Raw genomic sequence first — 16,938 nt, 5'->3', positions numbered from 1 at the left:
GAACATGGGTTCCGTCATCAAGAAGCGCCGCAAGCGCATGGCGAAGAAGAAGCACCGCAAGCTGCTGCGCAAGACGCGTCACCAGCGTCGCAACAAGAAGTGACCGAAAGCCCCGGGCTCAGCCCCGGGGCTTCGTCTTTGCCGCCTTCGCCGCGCGTTTGCCGACTTTCTGCGCCGCCTTGCTCACCTGCTTCGCCTCGCGACGAACGCGCCGCTGCTGCGCCTTGATGGCGGCCGGATCGAGCCGCATCGTCGGCCAGTGCTTCTCCGCGGCGTACCGGGCCAGACCGGCATCCGGGTTCACCGCCACGCGGTTGCCGACGAGCTCGAGCAGCGGGATGTCGTTGCGGCTGTCGGAGTAGGCCCACGACGCACCGAGGTCTGCGTCCATCCCGTCGGCGAGCTCCTTGGCGGCGACGGCCTTGTTCTCGGCGTGCAGCACCGAGCCGACGAGCCGACCCGTGTAGACGCCGTCGACCGCCTCCACGCGCGTGCCGAGCGCGCCCGTCAGGCCGAGCTTCGAGGCGATCAGCTCACCCACCTCGACGGGAGTCGCCGAGACGAGCCACACCTGGTGACCCTTGTCGATGTGCTCGTGTGCGAGCGCCACAGTCTCGGGCCAGAGCCGCGGGCGGATGCGGTGCTCCCAGATCGACTGCGCGAGCTCCTGAATCTGGGTTTCGGTGTGCCCCGCGATGAGCCCGAGCGCGCGATCCTTCGCGGTGCCCATGTGCTCGTGGTTCTCGCCGACCTTGATGAATCGGCGCTGATGCCAACCGAAGAGCAGGATGTCGCGCCACCCGATGATTCCGCGCGCCCACGCCTCCCGGCCGACGTGGAACACGCTCGTGCCGTGCATGAGCGTGTTGTCCACGTCGAAGAAGGCGATGACGGGACGTTCGCTCGGGGTCGGGTTCTGGGCCGCGGGCATGACCCCCATAGTCTAGGTGTGTGCCCGATGTGCGCCTGACCCTCCTCTCGAAGCCCGGGTGTCATCTCTGCGACGACGCTCGGCAGATCGTGCTCGAGGTGGCGGGCGAACGGGGGCTCACCGTCGAGGAGCGCAACATCCTCGACGACGAGGCGCTGCTCGCCGAGTACGCGGAGGAGATCCCCGTGCTGCTCATCGACGACCGGGTGCACCAGATCTGGCGCGTCGACCCCGAGCGGTTCCGGCGCGCACTCGACGAGCGGGAGGGGCGGGCGTGATCCGGCACATCGTTTCGTGGCGCATGGGAGCCGATCGCGCGGAGCAGCGCGCCGCGGATGCCGAGGGCGTGCGGCAGCGCCTCGAGGCGCTGCGCGGCATCGTTCCGGCCGAGCGGCTCGAGGTCGGCATCGACGTCGGCGCGAGCGAGGGCAACTGGCATGTCGTGCTCGTCTCGGACTTCGCGACCGCGGATGACTTGGCCGCGTATCAGACGCATCCGCAGCACCAGCAGGCGGCCGCGTTCATCCGCTCGGTCGCCGCCGACCGCAGCTGCGTCGACTACGAGGTCCCGGCCCCCACCGCGGGTTGAGGGGTGCAGGCCGTCGTGACACCCCACCGGTCCACCCCAACGCGCCTTGCCCCCTAGCGGGGGTCGCCGATCCGGTCTAGTCTCCAGGGATCGTCCCCTTTCCCCCGAGGAGATCGCCATGCGCTTCCAGGTGCTGCGAAGCAAGAACCCGACTCAGCCGTACTTCTGGCGGATCGTGTCGGAGAGCGGGCAGACGGTCGCGGTGAGCGGCAACTACGTCGCCAAGGCCTCCGCGGTGGCGATGGTGGAGGCGGTCATGCGCTCCATCCCGCGCGCGCACCTCGAGGACCTCACCGTGCTGCAGGAGCCGCGCTACCAGCAGACGGCCTGAGCCCCTCCGCGACAGCGCGGGCTTTCGCGGACTACGGCAGCAGGCGGTTCGGTCCGCGGAAGAGGTAGGTGACCTCGCGGATCGACGGCTGGTGCAGCAGCAGCATGATCACGCGGCTGAGGCCCATGCCGAACCCGCCGTGCGGGGGCACGCCGTAGCGGAAGAAGTCGAGGTAGAAGTCGAGCTCGGCCGGCTCCATCCCCTTCTCCTTCGCCTGGGCGACGAGCACGTCGATGCGGTGCTCGCGCTGGGCGCCGGTGGAGATCTCGGTGCCGTTGAAGATGAGGTCGTAGCTGTTGGTGAGGCTCGGGTCGCCCTCGTGGCGCATGTGGTAGAACGGCCGGATGTTCGAGGTGTAGTCGGTCACGAACACGAACTCGTGGCCGTACTGCTCCTTCACGTACTCCGAAAGTCGCCGCTCGCCCTCAGGGTCGAGATCGCCGTCGGCGCGCGGCACGGTGTAGCCGCGTGAGGCGAGGATGCTGTGCGCCTCGGAGAGCGGGATGCGCGGGAACGGCAGCTCCGGCACCGTTACCGTGGTGCCGAACGCGGCCTCGATCTCGGCGCCGTGCTTCTCCTTGACGGCCGTGAGGCCAGCGACCAGCAGCTGCTCGTGCATCCGCATGACGTCTTCGTGTGAGGTCACCCAGCTCATCTCGGCGTCGACGGAGATGAACTCGGTGGCGTGGCGGCTGGTGAAGCTCGGGTCGGCGCGGAACGCGGGCGCGACCTCGAACACCTTGCCGAAGCCGGCCGGCTGCGCCATCTGCTTGAAGAACTGCGGGCTCTGGGCGAGGTACGCCTTCGTCTCGAAGTACTCCACCTCGAACAGCTCGGCACGGCTCTCGGAGGGCGAGGCCATGAGCTTGGGTGTGTGGATCTCGATGAAGTCGTTCTCGACCCACCAGCTGCGCAGGGCGTGCAGGAAGGTCGTCTGCACGCGGAACACCAGGTTCTGCTCGGGGCGGCGCAGGTCGAGGAAGCGCCAGTCGAGACGTTTGTCGATCGACGAGTCCTCGGCGATCGGCAGGTCGAGCGCGGCGGCGGTCACCTCGATCTCACCGATCTTCACCTCGAGCCCGCCGAGCTTGACGCGCTCGTCGTGCTTGAGCTCGCCCGTGACGGTGAGGAAGCTGCCGTGGCTGAGCGCGGAGATCTGGGTGGCGAGCGCGTCGCTGCCGGGCTCGTCGACATCCGTGCGGGGGTGCACGAGCTGCACGGCGCCGGTCTCGTCACGCAGGATGACGAACTGCACCTTCTTCTGATCGCGCACCGTCTCGACCCATCCGGAGACGCGGACGGGGCCGTCTGCTGCGGCGGCGAGTTGCTTCACGAGGGTGCGTACGGTCACGGGGGTCGAGTCTAGCCGGGGCCGGCTGGGCGCCCGCTCGTCATCGAGACGGCAGAAACCACCCGAAAACCGGGCGCTATCGGGTCGTTTCCGCCGTCGCGGCGCCGCTAGTCTCCCCTCGCGCGAGGATCGGAACCCCGAGAGCTGTGTTGGGAATCCCCACTCGCGAAGCCGACGAATCGCTGATATCCTTTCGCTTAACATCCATAAGCCGAAGTATCCGGCGGATGCTTCGAGCGGAGGTCGGCTGATGGCGGCGGATGAAGCGTGGCCCGCCCATACCTCGGAGCCCCGGGCGTGGAGGCAGAAGTATCGCGGAGGGACCCGCGAAGATCGGATGTTGTCGACGATCGATGTCGCGCTACCGCCGCTCATCGCGCACCTCGATTTCTCAGCGGCACCAGCAACAGCGACGCTCACTGAACAAGCAATCGTCGAGATCGCCTATACGGAGGGCGCGGCTGGAGCGCAGTTGGCCGCGCTCGGTCGTTTCCTCACCCAGACCGAGAGTGTGTCGTCGTCGAAGATCGAGCGCGTCGAGGCGGGTTCCGAAGACTTCGCGCGCGCGCTCGTGGGCATCAAGGCGAACCCGAGCGCCGTGTCGATGGTCGCCGCGACGGAGGCGCTGAACAGCATGGTCGACCGGGCGGGCGAGACCGGTCGCATCGAGCTCGCGGACCTCCTCGCGGCGCATGCGATTCTCATGCGGGATGACCCTCTGGATCGCGACTACGCGGGTCGGGTCCGCGACATGCAGAACTGGATCGGCGGCAGCGACCATTCGCCGCGGGGCGCTGTGCACATCCCGCCGCCTCCCGAGCTGCTCGACCGATACCTCAGGGATCTCGAGACCTACATCAACCGTGACGACGTGCCGCCGCTCGTGCAGGCCGCCGCCGCGCATGCGCAATTCGAGTCCATCCATCCGTTCACCGATGGGAACGGTCGCATCGGGCGTGCCCTGATCAATGCGATCTTGCGTCGTCGGAAGGTCACTCGGGCGACGGTCGTTCCTATCGCGACGGCGATGGTGGCCGATCGTGATGGCTACTTCGCGCTCGTCAACGGATACCGGAGGGGGCACCTCGGCGCGTTCGTGCGCAGCATGAGCGAACAGGCGATCGTCGCGGCCGAGGAATCGCAGAAGTCGGCGCATCGCCTGCGTGAGCTTCCCGCCGAGTGGGCCGGGATGTCCCGCCCTCGCTCGGGAAGCGCCGCGGAGCGCATCCTCGGCAGCCTGCTCGACCAGCCCGTGATCTCCACCGAGTCGGCTCGCCGGATCTCCGGAGCGAGCGCAGGGTCCACCTCCGAAGCACTTTCCCGACTGGAAGCCGACGGCGTGCTCCGCGAGATCACCGGCAGAACCAAGAACAAGGTCTGGGCAGCGGTGGATGTCACTGCCGAACTCGACGACCTTCAAGTGCGCATCGCGAAGCGGGTGCAGGCGGCGAAAGAACCCGAGGTGCAGACGTGACGCAGGCGCAGGAGTTGCCGGACCCGGATGCGGTGGCGCGCGTGCTCGCGCCCTCGGCGAGCTGACCGGGCTCGACGTGCTCGAGGGCGGCACCTTCGCCTCCGTGTGGGAGGCGCGCTTTGCATCCGGCGACGACGCGATCGTCAAGATCGCGCCGCCCGACGACGCGCCGTCACTGCTGCTCTACGAGGAGCGGATGCTGCGCGCCGAAGCGCAGATCATGCAGCTCGCCGAGGCGCGCGGTTGGCCCTACCCGCGCCTGCTGCTGCTCGATGTGAGTCGCTCGGTGCTGCCGGTCGACGTGCTCGCGATGAGCCGGGTGCCGGGGGAGCGCTGGGACCTCGCGCAGGAGGCGATGACCGCCGAGGCGAACGACCGCGCGAAGCGGGAGCTGGGGGCGATCCTCGCCCGCGTGCACGCCGAGGCGGGAGTCGAGTTCGGCTATCCCTCGTCGGCGACGCTGCGCGCGGCCACCTGGCCCGACGCCGTCACGCTCATCGTCGAGAGCCTGCTCGCCGATGCTCGGCGCGCGGGGGTGTCGCTGCCGGAGGCGCGCATCCGGGAGGTGTTCGCGGAGGGTCGCACGGCGCTCGCGGCGGTGACCGAACCCCGCCTCGTGCATGCCGACCCCTGGCCGGGCAACGTGTTCGTGGTGCCCGAGACGGGTGAGGTGCTCGGGCTCATCGACGTGGAGCGGGCGCTCTGGGCCGACCCGCTCTTCGATGTTGTGGCGGGCGACGCCATGAACGTCGACGCGCCCGACCCGCGGCTCGCGGCGACCGACGCCTTCAGCGAGGCCGAGCTCGCGCGCATCCACCTCTACCGCGTGTGGTTCACGACGCTCATCACGACCGAGATCGTGCCGCGCGGCTTCGAGGGCGAGTGGCTCGTCGAGTATCGGGCGCACCTCGCCGCGAACATGGAGGCACTGCTGGCCTGAGAGGCGACTAGTCCCATCCCAGACGCGTCCGGATCGCGACGGCGGCCGCCGCGGGGAAGTCGGCGCGAGCTCCAAGGGTCTGCTCGGCAAGGTCGAACAGGGCGCGCGCCGCGCTCTCGACGTCGAGCCGGAGCGCCTCGTCGACCCGCGCTCCGAGCTCGGGGTGCGCGCTCTCGAAGCGACGATGCGGGTCGAGAGCGTCGAGGCCCGGGGTGCTGCTCGGCAGGGCCGCGGTCCACGCCGCCAGAAGGTGTTCGAGTGCCTCGCCCCGGATGTTGCGGTTCGCCGTGAGCAGTTCGCCCCGTCGCGCGCGACCTACACCCACGAGCACTTTGACGAGGGCGCTCCCGGTGCGCTGGGCGACGTCGGTGGGCGGGGCCGTCGCCGTGCGGGCGAGCATCGCGCTCACGACGGGCGCCACACCGCCTCGATCCAGAAGCACCGCCGCGCGGTCTGCGGGCCAGGTGGCGAGATCGTCGAGCGTGGCGACGCCGTACTCGAGCACCTCTCCGCCGGTCCAGACGACCGTCACGCCGTCGTGGCCGTCGACGACTGCGAGCGCGACGCGCTCGGGGTGCGGAACCCAGTCGTGCGCGCGGCGCAGCCCCGCCTCGTGGCCGGGGCGGACGACGAGCGCGAGATCGTGATCCGACCACTGGTCGGCACGGCTCCTCTCGGCCGTCGAGCCGAAGCCGACGATGCCGACGAGCTCGGACCGCGCCGCGGCGGCCTCGACGAGCTCCCGGAGCCGGTCGTCGAAGGTGGAGGGGCGGGCGTGGGGCATGGTTCTCCTCGTCGGCTTGACAGTCACTTCGTTCTTTGGTTTATTTACTCCTGAAATAACCCGAGCGCAAGAGGACCGACGATGATCCGACCCACCGCACGCACCGACGTCAACCGTTCGGCCGTGCTCGCGCACCTGGGTGCTCACGGCCCCTCCTCGCGGGCCGAACTCGCCCGGGTGCTCGGCGTCTCGCCCGCGCTCATGACGCAGCTCACCAAGGAGCTGCTCACCGACGGTCTCGTCGTCGAACTCGACCACGAGCCCTCGCAGGGCGGCCGCCCGGCCCGACGCCTGGGCCTCGCCCAGCGCGGCGGCTCGGCGATCGGCGTGAAGGTCGCCGCCGACCACATCGCCTTCGTCGAGGTCGGACTCGACGGCTCGGTGCTGCGCTCGGCGAGCGAGCGCTTCGACGCGAGCGCCTCCACGGTGCTCGCCGATCTCGCGACGCTCCTCGCGCGGTTCATCGCCGGCAGCACGGGCGGACGCCTGCTCGGCGTCGGCGTCGGGGTGCCCGGCTCCGTCGATCGCCAGGGCGAGGGCGTCGTCGTCTCGCCGCAGCTCGGCTGGACGCGGATGCCGCTCGGCGAGAGCCTGCGCCGCGAGCTGCAGCTGCCCGTGCTCATCGAGAACAACGTCAACGCCCTCGCCATGGCCGAGCGCCTGTACGGCACGGGGCGTCGGCACGAGAACTTCCTCGTCGTCACGATCGGAACCGGAGTGGGCGCCGGGATCGTGGTCGACGGGGTCGTACTTCGCGGCGCCGCCGGCGGCGCGGGCGAGATCGGCCACACCCCGGTCGTCGAGGACGGCCCGCTGTGCATGTGCGGCAACCGCGGATGCCTCGAGGCGCTCGTGGGCGAGGCCGCGCTCGTGCGCGAGGCGCGGGAGCGCGGCATCCTCGGCGGCACGGCCGGCATGGCGGCCCTCCGCGCGGCCGCCGACGCGGGCGACGCCGGGGCGACAGCGCTCTTCGGCGAGGCCGGCCACCTGCTCGGCCGCGCGCTCGCGGGCATCGTGCACACCCTCGATCCCGAACTCGTCATCCTGCTCGGTGAGGGCACGGCCGCATGGCCGCACTGGGCCCTCGGCTTCGAGCCCGCGTTCCGCTCCTCGCTGCTCCCCGCCCGGCGCGGGGTCGGCGTCGCGGTCGAGACCTGGCAGGACGAGAGCTGGGCGCAGGGCGCCGCCGCCCTGGTGCTCGCGACCCCTTCGACGCCGAGGGCGTCGCTGGGGAACAGGGCCGACTCGTGCGCGCGCGCCTCTCGGCGGGTGCGCCCGAGCGGGAGCAGGCATGAGCGTCGGAACGCTCGGCGCCGGCCTCACCACGCCACCCGCCCCGGCACGCACCGAACGCCGCCCGCGGCGCTCCCGCATCCGCTACACCCTCACGGTGCTGGCCTTCCTGCTTCCGAGCGCGATCCCGCTCACCGCCTTCGTGCTCGCGCCGATGGTGAGCGCCGCCTGGGTGAGCCTCACGAAATGGAACCTGCTGGCCCCGCCGGTGTTCGTGGGACTCGACAACTACGCGAAGCTGCTCAGCGACCCCAAGACGGGTGCGATCTTCCTGCACACGCTCTACTACATCGTCGGCTACCTGCCGCTCGTGTACTTCGGCGGTCTCGCTCTGGCGCTGGCCCTCAACACCAGGCTCAAGGGTCGCTCGATCCTGCGCGGCGTGTACTTCCTGCCGGTCGTCACGAGCTGGATCGTGGTGGCTCTCGTGTGGCGCTGGCTGCTGAACCCCTCGACCGGGGTCGTCAACACGGCGCTCAGCTGGGTCGGCATCGACGGCCCCGGATGGTGGGCCGACCCGGCGTGGGCGATGCCCTCGATCATCATCGCCTCGGCCTGGAAGGATCTCGGCTTCGTCATGGTGATCCTGCTCGCGGGGCTGCAGGCGATCGACCCCGAACTGCTGGATGCCGCGCGCGTCGACGGCGCCGGATGGTGGCGCCGCCTGTTCTCGGTCGTGCTGCCGCTGCTCAGTCCGAGCACGTTCTTCGTCGTGGTCATCTCGCTCATCAACGGCTTCCAGGTGTTCGACCAGGTGTACGCCATGACGGGCGGGGGCCCGGGCGGGTCGACCCAGGTGGTCGTGCAGCAGATCTACGATCTGACGTTCCGCTACGGGGCCGCGGGAGAGGCATCCGCTCTCAGCTGGCTGCTGTTCGCCGTCGTGCTCGGGGTGACGGTCGTGCAGATCGTCGGCCAGAAGAGGTGGGTGACCTATGGCTGACACGGCCCAGATGCGACCCGCCGCCCCGGGCCTGCTCGGCCCCGTCGTGCTGCACGTGGTGATCATCGCCGGCGCGATCGCGATGTTCTTCCCGTTCCTGTGGACGATCGTCACCTCGCTCACGCCGGGGGCGGGACTCTCGGTCACCCCGGCGCTCGTGCCCGAGAACCCCTCGCTCGAGGCGTACTGGCGCCTGTTCGCGGAGCGTCCGTTCGGCCGCATCATCCTCAACAGCCTCGGGCTCGCGATCGCGACGACGCTCGCACAGCTGCTCACGAGCGCGACCGCCGCCTACGCGTTCAGCCGGCTGCCGTTCCGCGGTCGGGGCGTCGTGTTCGCGATCTACCTCGCGACCATGATGATCCCGCTGCAGGTGCTCATCGTGCCGCTCTTCGTGGAGCTCAAGACGCTCGGGCTCATCAACACCTACCTCGGCGCGCTGCTGCCGACCTTCGCGAGCGCGTTCGGCATCTTCCTGCTGCGGCAGGCCGTCAACCAGGTGCCGCGCGAGCTCGACGAGGCCGCCACCCTCGACGGCGCCGGACACTTCCGGATCTTCTGGCAGGTGATCCTGCCCAACATCCGTCCGGCTCTCGCGACCCTCACGGTGTTCGCGTTCATGGGCAGCTGGAACAGCTTCCTGTGGCCTCTCGTGGTGCTGCGCGCACCCGAGCTGCAGACCCTGCCGGTGGCCCTCGCGGGCCTGCAGGGCCAGTACACGACCGAATGGGACATCGTCATGGCCGGCTCGGTCGTGAGCGTGCTCCCCATGCTCGCCCTCTACGTCTTCGCGCAGAAGTACGTCGTGCAGGGCGTCGCCAACTCCGGGCTCAAGTGAGTCCGGTCGCCCACACCCACCCGCATCACATCCACACAGAAGGAGAACGGCACATGAAGCGCCTTCCCATGGCCCTCGGCATCGTCGCCGTCGGCTCGGTCATCCTCGCCGGTTGCTCGGCACCTGCCGAGAACGGCGACGGCAGCGTCACGATCACGTACACCAACTTCATCTCGAACGACGGCAACGAGCAGAACCTGCAGAAGATCGTCGACGCCTTCGAGGATGCCAACCCCGGCATCACGGTCGAGGTCACGACGCTGCCCTACAGCGACTACGGCACCGCCCTGCAGACCGACCTCGCGGCCGGCACCCAGAGCGACGTGTTCGACCTCGAGTACGCCAACTACGCCGAGTTCCAGGCGAACGGCGTGCTCGCCCCGATCGAGGTCTCCGACCCCTCGGTGTACCGCCAGTCGGTGCTCGAGGCCTACCAGACCGACGGCACCCAGTACGCGCTGCCGAGCTCGTTCTCGGATGTCGTGCTCTATTACAACAAGGACCTGTTCGACGCAGCCGGGCTCGACTACCCGAGCTCGGACTGGACCTGGGCCGACGAGAAGGCGGCGGCAGAGAAGCTCACGGATCAGGCCGCGGGCGTCTGGGGCGACCACCAGCCGGTGAGCTTCTACGAGTACTACAAGGTGCTCGCCCAGAACGGCGGGAAGTTCCTGAACGACGACGGCACCGCCGTCGCCTTCAACACGCCCGAGGGCATCGAGGCCGCGAAGTGGCTCACCGAGAAGAGCGGCACCGTGATGCCGACGATCGAGCAGGGTCAGGGCACGCCCGACTTCGACACCAACCTGTTCAAGGACGGCAAGCTCGCGATGCTGCACACCGGCATCTGGGTGTTCGGCGCGGTCGCCGACGTGCCCTTCGGCTGGGACATCGCGGTCGAGCCGGGCAACACCCAGCAGGCGAGCGCCGTGTTCTCGAACGCGGTCGGCGTGAGCTCGAGCTCGAAGCACATCGAGGCCGCCTCCAAGTGGGCCGAGTTCCTGACCTCGTCGGACACCATGGTCGACGTGCGGCTCGACAGCGGCTGGGAGCTGCCGCCCATCTCCGACGACGCGAAGCTCTCGGTGTACCTCGAGAAGGGTGCGCCCGAGAACCGCCAGGCCGTCTTCGACTCGCTCGACGGCATCGCCCTGCCGCCGGTCGCGGCGGCCGGTCAGACCGAGATGCAGGACATCATCACCGAGGAGCTCGTCGAGGCCCAGGCCGGTCGCAAGACCGTCGAGGACGCCCTTGCGAGCGCCGAGCAGCGCATCAACGCCGTGATCGGCGGCTGATCCGATCCGCGGGCCGGGGCGACATCCGTCCCGGCCCGCACCCCTCCCCACCTTCTTCCCACCCCGTCAGACGCCCACCCGTCACCGAGGATCTCCATGACTTCCACACCCGTGCTCGCCGACCGCGAAGCGCTCGCCGCGCTCGCCCTCGACCAGCGCGCGCTCATCCGCTCCCTACAGCACGCCGATGGCGCCTACCCCGCGAGCCCGACCTTCTCGGCCTACCGCGGCTACTCGTGGTTCCGCGACGGTGCCTTCATCGCCGACGCGATGTCGGCGGGCGGGGATGCGGCATCCGCGGAGGCGTTCTTCGGATGGTGCGCTCGCGTGATCGAGGCGCGTCGCGACGACGTGGCGCGGATCGTGGCAGCCGCCGCCGCGGGCACCCCGCTGCCCGACGCCGACATGCTGCCCACGCGTTTCGACTTCGACGGGCGCGACGGCACCGACGAGTGGTGGGACTTCCAACTCGACGGCTACGGCATCTGGCTGTGGGCGCTCGCTGCGCACGCGACGCGCCACGGCGTCGACGCCGCACCGTGGCTCGACGCGTGCCGGCTCACGATCGAGTACCTCGCGAGCTCGTGGGCGCGCCCCTGCTACGACTGGTGGGAGGAGCACATCGAGCAGGTGCACATCTCGACCCTCGGCAGCCTGCTCGCGGGGCTGCGCGCGGCCGCCGTGTTGCCGGGTCTCGACGAGGTGACGGCCGAGCTCGCCCGAACCACCGCATCCGCGATCGACGAGCGGATGCGCACCGACGGCGTCCTTGACGGCCACCTCGTGAAGTGGGTCGGCACCGACGCCGTCGACGCGAGCCTCGCGTCGCTCGTGGCGCCGCTCGGCGCGCTCGACGCGCAGGAGCCGCTCGCGCTCGCGACACTCGAGGTGCTCGACGAGCAGCTCGTCGTCGACGGCGGCATGCACCGCTTCCGCGCCGACACCTACTTCGGCGGCGGCCAATGGCCCCTGCTCAGCTGCATGCTCGGGCTGGCCTGGGCGCGCGCCGGGCGCACCGAACGCGCGCTCGAGCTGCTGCGCTGGGCGGCATCCACCGCGCACGACGGCGGCATCCCCGAGCAGGTCGACCGGCATCTGCTCGACGCCTCCTTCGTCGACGAGTGGGTCGAGCGCTGGGGGCCGAGCGCGGATCCGCTGCTGTGGTCGTCGGCCATGTACCTGCGTCTCGCGGTCGAGCTCGGGGTGGTGGAGCCGTGATCCGCCACCGGCCCTTCGGCTCCGGCCACCCGTACTCCGCCGACACCGAGCAGCGGTCGCCCGTCGACCCGGTCGCGGGGGAGCCGCTCGAGCTCGGCGTGCGCACGAGCGCCGACGTCGCATCCGTGCGGCTCGAGTGGCAGCGCGATGGCGTCGCACAGAGTCCGATCGCCCTGGATCGGGTGCCCCGCAACTCGCGCGGCCAGTCGGTCGACGGCGGCCACCTCGCCTCGGCGCAGGCCCGCCTCGCCCGCGCGTCAGGCGGCTGGCGCACGACGCTCGACGGCCTCATCGCGGGCGAGCGCCTGCGCTACCGCTTCGTGGCTCCCCACCAGTCCACGCGTTGGTTCGAGACGCAGGTCGCCGGCTGGGTTCCGGATGCCGCGGGGCTCACCGAGGTCGGCGCCGCGCGCGTCGTGCCCGGTTCGGTGTCACGGCTCGTCGCGGGCGACGCGACCCTGCGCATCCGCTTCGCCCTCCCGCTCGCTGCGGGGGAGCGCGTGGTCGGCTTCGGCGAGCGCTACGACGCCCTCGACCAGCGCGGCACGACGCTCGACTCGGTCGTGTTCGAGCAGTACAAGAACCAGGGGCGCGAGCGGCGTACCTACCTGCCGATGCCGTTCGCGCACGTCGTCGGGGGAGGCGGCTGGGGCTTCCACGTACGCACCTCGCGGCGCGTGTGGTTCGACGTGGGGGCGTCGACGCCCGACCAGCTCTGGGTCGAGGCGGAGACGGGGGCAGACGGCACCCTCGAGCTCGCGCTCTTCGACGGCTCACCGCGGGAGGTGCTGCGCGCATTCCTCGCCGACGCCGGTCGCGCTGAGACGCTGCCCGAGTGGGTGTTCCGGTTGTGGGCGAGCGGCAACGAGTGGAACACGCAGGCCGAGGTGATGCGGCAGCTGGATCTGCACCGCGACCTCGACATCCCCGTCGGATCCGTCGTCATCGAGGCGTGGAGCGACGAGAGCACCTTCACGACGTTCCGCGATGCGCAGACCTCGGTCGTCGACGGCGCTGAGCCTCGGCGTCTCGCCGACTTCACCTTCTCCGTCGACGGTGCCTGGCCCGACCCGAAGGGCATGGTCGACGAGCTGCACCGCCGCGACGTGCGCGTACATCTGTGGCAGATCCCGCTCATCAAGATGCGCCCGCATCCGCTCGGCCAGGTGAAGGCGGATGCCGAGGCGGCCATCCGCGACAACGTGCTCATCCGCGAGGAGGCCCCCGACGGCTCGCTGCGCCCCTACCGCAACCGCGGCTGGTGGTTCCCGCTCGGGCTCATGCCCGATCTGACCGATGAGCGCGCCGCGCACTGGTGGACCGAGAAGCGCCGCTACCTCGTCGAGGAGCTCGGCATCGACGGGTTCAAGACCGACGGCGGCGAGCACGCCTGGGGACGCGAGCTCGTCTACCTCGACGGGCGCCGGGGAGACGAGAAGAACAACCTCTTCCCCGTGCACTACGCGAAGGCCTACGGCGATCTGCTGCGTCGCTCGGGCAAGCCGCCGGTGACCTTCAGCCGCGCCGGTTTCACCGGCAGCCAGGCGCACGGCGCGTTCTGGGCGGGCGACGAGAACTCCACGTGGGAGGCGTTCCGCTGGTCGCTCACCGCGGGGCTCACCGCCGCTGCGAGCGGCATCGTCTACTGGGGCTGGGATTTCGCGGGCTTCAGCGGCGAGATCCCGAGCGCCGAGCTCTACCTGCGTTCGGCCGCGGCGGCCGCCTTCGTGCCGATCATGCAGTACCACTCCGAGTTCAACCACCACCGCACCCCGTCGCGGGATCGCACCCCGTGGAACATCGCGGAGCGCAGCGGCGACGAGCACGTCATCCCCGCCTTCCGTGCGATCGCGAAGCTGCGCGAGCGGCTCGTGCCGTATCTGGCCGAACAGGCCGAGCGGGCGGTCGACGCGGGGGAGCCGCTCATGCGCCCGCTGTTCTTCGACGCGCCCGACGCCGAGGAGGCGTTCGCGCATCCCTATCAGTGGATGCTGGGCGACGAGCTGCTCGTGGCGCCCGTCGTCGAGGAGGGTGCGGATGCCGTGCGGGCCTGGCTGCCCGACGGCGAGTGGGTCGACGCGTTCCGCGGCACGCGCCACTCGGGCGGCGTCGTGGAGCGCGACGTGCCGCTCGACGAGACGGCCGTGTGGATCCGCGCCTCGGCGGCAGAGCGTCTGCGGCCCCTCTTCGGCTGACGTCGCCGACGCCCTCAGGACGCCTCGCGCTGCACCGCGCCGTCGGTGAGCTCCGACCAGCGGTGCGCCCAGCCGGCCAGCGGCTGCAGGGAACGCAGCAGCTCGAGCCCGGGCTGGGTGAGCGCGTAGCGCACCTGTACGGGGGTGGTCGGCACGACGCTGCGCTCCACGAGGCCCGTCGCCTCGAGCTCGCGCAGCCGCTGCGCCGCCATCCGGTCGGAGAGACCGTCGACGTTCGCGACGATCTGGCTGAAGCGGTGCGCCCCGCGCCCGATGGCGAGCATGATGCCGGGGCTCCACCGTCGGCCGATGAGCTCGGTCGAGGAGAGGAAGCGGCGGCACGCCTCGTCGTCGATGTGCATGAGGTCGGGGTCGGGGGTAGTCACTTACTCAGAGTAAGCTACTTATCGGCCGATTGCCGGGTGCCGTCCGAGGCTGGATGCTGGGGTCATGCCCGACTACGGTCATCCCCTGCGCTTCGGAACCTTCATCACGCCGTCTGCCGTGCGCCCCGACGTGCCTGTCACCCTCGCGCAGCTGAGCGAGCAGCTCGGCTACGACCTCGTGACCTTCCAGGATCACCCCTACCAGCCCTCGTTCCTCGACACCTGGACGCTGCTGAGCTGGGTCGCGGCGCGCACCTCCCGCATCCATGTCGCCGCGAACGTGCACAACCTGCCGCTGCGCCCACCTGCCGTGCTCGCGCGCGCCGCGGCGAGCCTCGACCTGCTCTCGGGCGGGCGCTTCGAGCTGGGTCTCGGCGCGGGCGGCTTCGTCGACCCGATCGTCGCGATGGGCGGGCCGCGACGCACCCCGGGCGAGAACGTCGAGGCGCTCGCGGAGGCGATCCCGATCATCCGCGGGCTGTGGGATGCCGACGAGCGCGGCGCGCTGCGCCTCTCCGGCACGCATTACCGCGTCGACGGCGCTCGGCGCGGGCCGGCACCGGCGCACGAGATCCCGATCTGGGTCGGGGCGCTCAAGCCCCGGATGCTGCGCCTGATCGGGCGGCTGGCCGACGGCTGGTTGCCGAGCTGGGCGTACCTCGAGCCCGGCGGCTACGCGGCCGGGAACGCCGTGATCGACGCGGCCGCCGAGGCCGTCGGCCGGGACCCGCGCGAGATCCAGCGGCTGCTCAACATCGGCGGACGCTTCCAGGACGACGACGCCGGGTTCCTGCAGGGCCCGCCGGCTCAGTGGGTGGAGCAGCTGCTGCCCATCGTGGTCGACGACGGCGCCTCGACGCTCATCCTCGCGAGCGACGACCCGGCGACGCTCGAGACCTTCGCCACCGAGGTCGCGCCGGAGCTGCGTGAACGGGTCGCCGAGCGGCGCGCGGAGCGCGGCACCACCGTCGCCACTCGGGTGCGCGGCGCGGCGGCCCGTGCAGCGCGCCTGCCGGGCATCGCCTACGACTCCCTGCCGCCCGCGCTCGCCGAGAACGCCGTGGAGCCGGGCGATCGCGAGTACGGCGCGGTGCGCGCCAACTACCTGCGCGGCGGAGCGCCGGGCCTCGTGTTGCGCCCGCGCACGGTCGACGAGGTCGTGCAGGCGGTCGCGGTGGCCCGCGAGCACCGCGAGCTGCCGCTCGGTGTGCGCAGTGCCGGCCACGGCATCAGCGGGCGCTCGACGAACGACGGGGGCATCGTGCTCGATGTCGGCGCGCTCGACTCCATCGAGGTGCTCGACGAGCAGCGGCGCCTCGTGCGGGTCGGGCCCGGTGCGCGTTGGCAGGAGGTCGCGGCGGCGCTGCAGCCGCACGGCTGGGTGATCACCTCGGGCGACTACGGCGGCGTGGGTGTGGGCGGGCTCGCGACCGCGGGCGGCGTCGGCTACTTCGCCCGCGAGCACGGCCTCACGATCGACCGGATGCGCGCCGCCGAGCTCGTGCTCGCCGACGGCAGCGTCGTGCGCACCGACGCCGAGCACGATCCCGAGCTCTTCTGGGGGTGCGCGGCGCCGGGGCGAACCTCGGTGTCGTGACGGCCTTCGAGTTCGAGGCCGCGGAGGCGGGCGAGGTGGGGTGGGCGCAGCTCGCCTTCGACGCATCCGATACCACGGGCTTCCTGGAGCGCTTCGGCCAGGCGATGGAGGCGGCGCCGCGCGACGTCTCGGGCGAGATCATCCTGGGTGCCCCGCGCGGCGACGCGATGTACGCCCAGGCGATGCTGCTCGTCGACTCGAACGACCCCGACACGATCCTCGAGCGGTTGCAGCCCTTCGCCGAGATCGCGCCGCTGCTGGATCAGTCGGTGGCCCTCGCGCCCTACGCGGCCGTCATCGCGAACGCTCAGGACGGCGGGCACCGCGGGGCGGGTACGCCGATGTCGCGGGGCGGCCTCGTGCGGCATCTCACCCCCGAGCTCTCCGCGGAGCTCGCCCGGATGCTGCGCTCCGGCGGCGTGCAGTTCTTCCAGGCTCGCGCGGTGGGCGGGGCGGTCTCCGACGTGCCCGAGGATGCGACGGCCTACGCGCACCGCTCGGCCAACTTCTCGCTCACCGCGATGGGCCGCGATGCATCCTGGCTCAACGCGCAGTGGGACGCGCTCGAGGAGCACGTGCTCGGGGTCTACCTGAGCTTCGAGGCCGACCCGCGCGGCGACCGGGTCGAGCGCGCCTTCCCGCCCGCCACCCTCGAACGGCTGCGCGCGCTCAAGGCACGCGTCGACCCCACGGGCCTCTTCCGCGACAACTTCGCCCTCATCCCCGACGCCGCAGCAGCCTGAGCCGAACCCGGGTGGCGGTGCCGCTCGTAG

At 70.9% G+C, this 16,938-nt stretch carries 16 protein-coding genes and 1 pseudogene; 14 read left to right on the top strand and 3 right to left on the bottom strand.

The annotated features are described in order from the left end of the window. Positions 1–4: 4 nt before the first annotated feature. Positions 5–103, top strand: coding sequence for a 30S ribosomal protein bS22 (locus tag QQK29_RS04510; protein ID WP_003792170.1), 99 nt, complete (start codon positions 5–7; stop codon positions 101–103). Between the two features lie 15 nt (positions 104–118). On the opposite strand, the gene QQK29_RS04505 is transcribed toward QQK29_RS04510, so the two are convergent. Beyond that, positions 119–931 (bottom strand): HAD family hydrolase, encoded by an 813-nt coding sequence (locus tag QQK29_RS04505; RefSeq protein ID WP_284298149.1) that lies wholly within the window; start codon positions 929–931, stop codon positions 119–121. Positions 932–951: 20 nt separating this feature from the next. On the opposite strand from QQK29_RS04505, the gene QQK29_RS04500 reads away from it, so the two are divergent. The 3 genes from QQK29_RS04500 to QQK29_RS04490 all read left to right on the top strand — a co-directional run bounded on the left by QQK29_RS04500 (position 952) and on the right by QQK29_RS04490 (position 1,851). Next, positions 952–1,209, top strand: coding sequence for a glutaredoxin family protein (locus tag QQK29_RS04500; RefSeq protein WP_284298147.1), 258 nt, complete (start codon positions 952–954; stop codon positions 1,207–1,209). Further along, positions 1,206–1,520, top strand: a complete 315-nt coding sequence (locus QQK29_RS04495) for a Dabb family protein (RefSeq protein WP_284298145.1) — start codon at positions 1,206–1,208, stop codon at positions 1,518–1,520. The genes QQK29_RS04500 and QQK29_RS04495 overlap by 4 nt, the downstream gene beginning before the upstream one ends. Before the next feature lie 118 nt (positions 1,521–1,638). Continuing rightward, positions 1,639–1,851: a YegP family protein gene (locus QQK29_RS04490; protein WP_284298143.1), complete on the top strand. Its 213-nt coding sequence runs from the start codon at positions 1,639–1,641 to the stop codon at positions 1,849–1,851. Positions 1,852–1,882: 31 nt separating this feature from the next. Here the strand turns inward: QQK29_RS04490 and aspS are convergent, their stop codons facing one another. After that, complete coding sequence (gene aspS / locus QQK29_RS04485) at positions 1,883–3,202, bottom strand: aspartate--tRNA(Asn) ligase (RefSeq protein ID WP_284298141.1); 1,320 nt, start codon at positions 3,200–3,202, stop codon at positions 1,883–1,885. Between aspS and QQK29_RS04480 the strand changes: the two genes are divergently transcribed. The 8 genes and pseudogenes from QQK29_RS04480 (at position 3,189) to QQK29_RS04445 (ending at position 14,182) form a co-directional block, all read left to right on the top strand. Continuing rightward, positions 3,189–4,676, top strand: a complete 1,488-nt coding sequence (locus QQK29_RS04480) for a Fic family protein (protein ID WP_284298139.1) — start codon at positions 3,189–3,191, stop codon at positions 4,674–4,676. The genes aspS and QQK29_RS04480 overlap by 14 nt on opposite strands. Before the next feature lie 76 nt (positions 4,677–4,752). Beyond that, positions 4,753–5,616, top strand: coding sequence for a phosphotransferase family protein (locus QQK29_RS04475; protein ID WP_284298137.1), 864 nt, complete (start codon positions 4,753–4,755; stop codon positions 5,614–5,616). Between the two features lie 865 nt (positions 5,617–6,481). Continuing rightward, positions 6,482–7,540, top strand: a pseudogene (locus QQK29_RS18445) (ROK family protein); the annotation flags it as partial. 151 nt (positions 7,541–7,691) lie between these two features. Then, entirely contained in the window at positions 7,692–8,636 is a 945-nt protein-coding gene (locus QQK29_RS04465; protein ID WP_284298133.1) for a carbohydrate ABC transporter permease, read from the top strand. Next, on the top strand, positions 8,629–9,474 hold the full coding sequence (locus QQK29_RS04460) for a carbohydrate ABC transporter permease (protein ID WP_284298131.1): 846 nt from the start codon (positions 8,629–8,631) through the stop codon (positions 9,472–9,474). The genes QQK29_RS04465 and QQK29_RS04460 overlap by 8 nt, the downstream gene beginning before the upstream one ends. Before the next feature lie 53 nt (positions 9,475–9,527). Continuing rightward, entirely contained in the window at positions 9,528–10,769 is a 1,242-nt protein-coding gene (locus QQK29_RS04455; protein WP_284298129.1) for an ABC transporter substrate-binding protein, read from the top strand. A gap of 96 nt (positions 10,770–10,865) precedes the next feature. Next, positions 10,866–11,987: a glycoside hydrolase family 15 protein gene (locus QQK29_RS04450; protein WP_284298127.1), complete on the top strand. Its 1,122-nt coding sequence runs from the start codon at positions 10,866–10,868 to the stop codon at positions 11,985–11,987. Beyond that, on the top strand, positions 11,984–14,182 hold the full coding sequence (locus QQK29_RS04445; RefSeq protein WP_284298125.1) for a glycoside hydrolase family 31 protein: 2,199 nt from the start codon (positions 11,984–11,986) through the stop codon (positions 14,180–14,182). The genes QQK29_RS04450 and QQK29_RS04445 overlap by 4 nt, the downstream gene beginning before the upstream one ends. A gap of 14 nt (positions 14,183–14,196) precedes the next feature. On the opposite strand, the gene QQK29_RS04440 is transcribed toward QQK29_RS04445, so the two are convergent. Continuing rightward, positions 14,197–14,568 carry a winged helix-turn-helix transcriptional regulator gene (locus QQK29_RS04440; protein WP_284298123.1) on the bottom strand — a complete coding sequence of 124 codons (372 nt, stop codon included), beginning with the start codon at positions 14,566–14,568 and terminating at the stop codon, positions 14,197–14,199. Positions 14,569–14,632: 64 nt separating this feature from the next. On the opposite strand from QQK29_RS04440, the gene QQK29_RS04435 reads away from it, so the two are divergent. Next, on the top strand, positions 14,633–16,165 hold the full coding sequence (locus QQK29_RS04435; RefSeq protein WP_348533805.1) for an LLM class flavin-dependent oxidoreductase: 1,533 nt from the start codon (positions 14,633–14,635) through the stop codon (positions 16,163–16,165). Further along, entirely contained in the window at positions 16,162–16,908 is a 747-nt protein-coding gene (locus QQK29_RS17790; RefSeq protein ID WP_348533804.1) for a BBE domain-containing protein, read from the top strand. The genes QQK29_RS04435 and QQK29_RS17790 overlap by 4 nt, the downstream gene beginning before the upstream one ends. Positions 16,909–16,938: the final 30 nt, after the last annotated feature.

The sequence above is a fragment of the Homoserinibacter gongjuensis genome, assembly GCF_030161875.1.
In the GTDB taxonomy this organism is placed as follows: Bacteria; Actinomycetota; Actinomycetes; order Actinomycetales; family Microbacteriaceae; genus Homoserinibacter; species Homoserinibacter gongjuensis.
The sequence above is the reverse complement of the archived record's forward strand: the minus strand, read 5'-3'. Positions and strand labels throughout refer to the sequence as shown.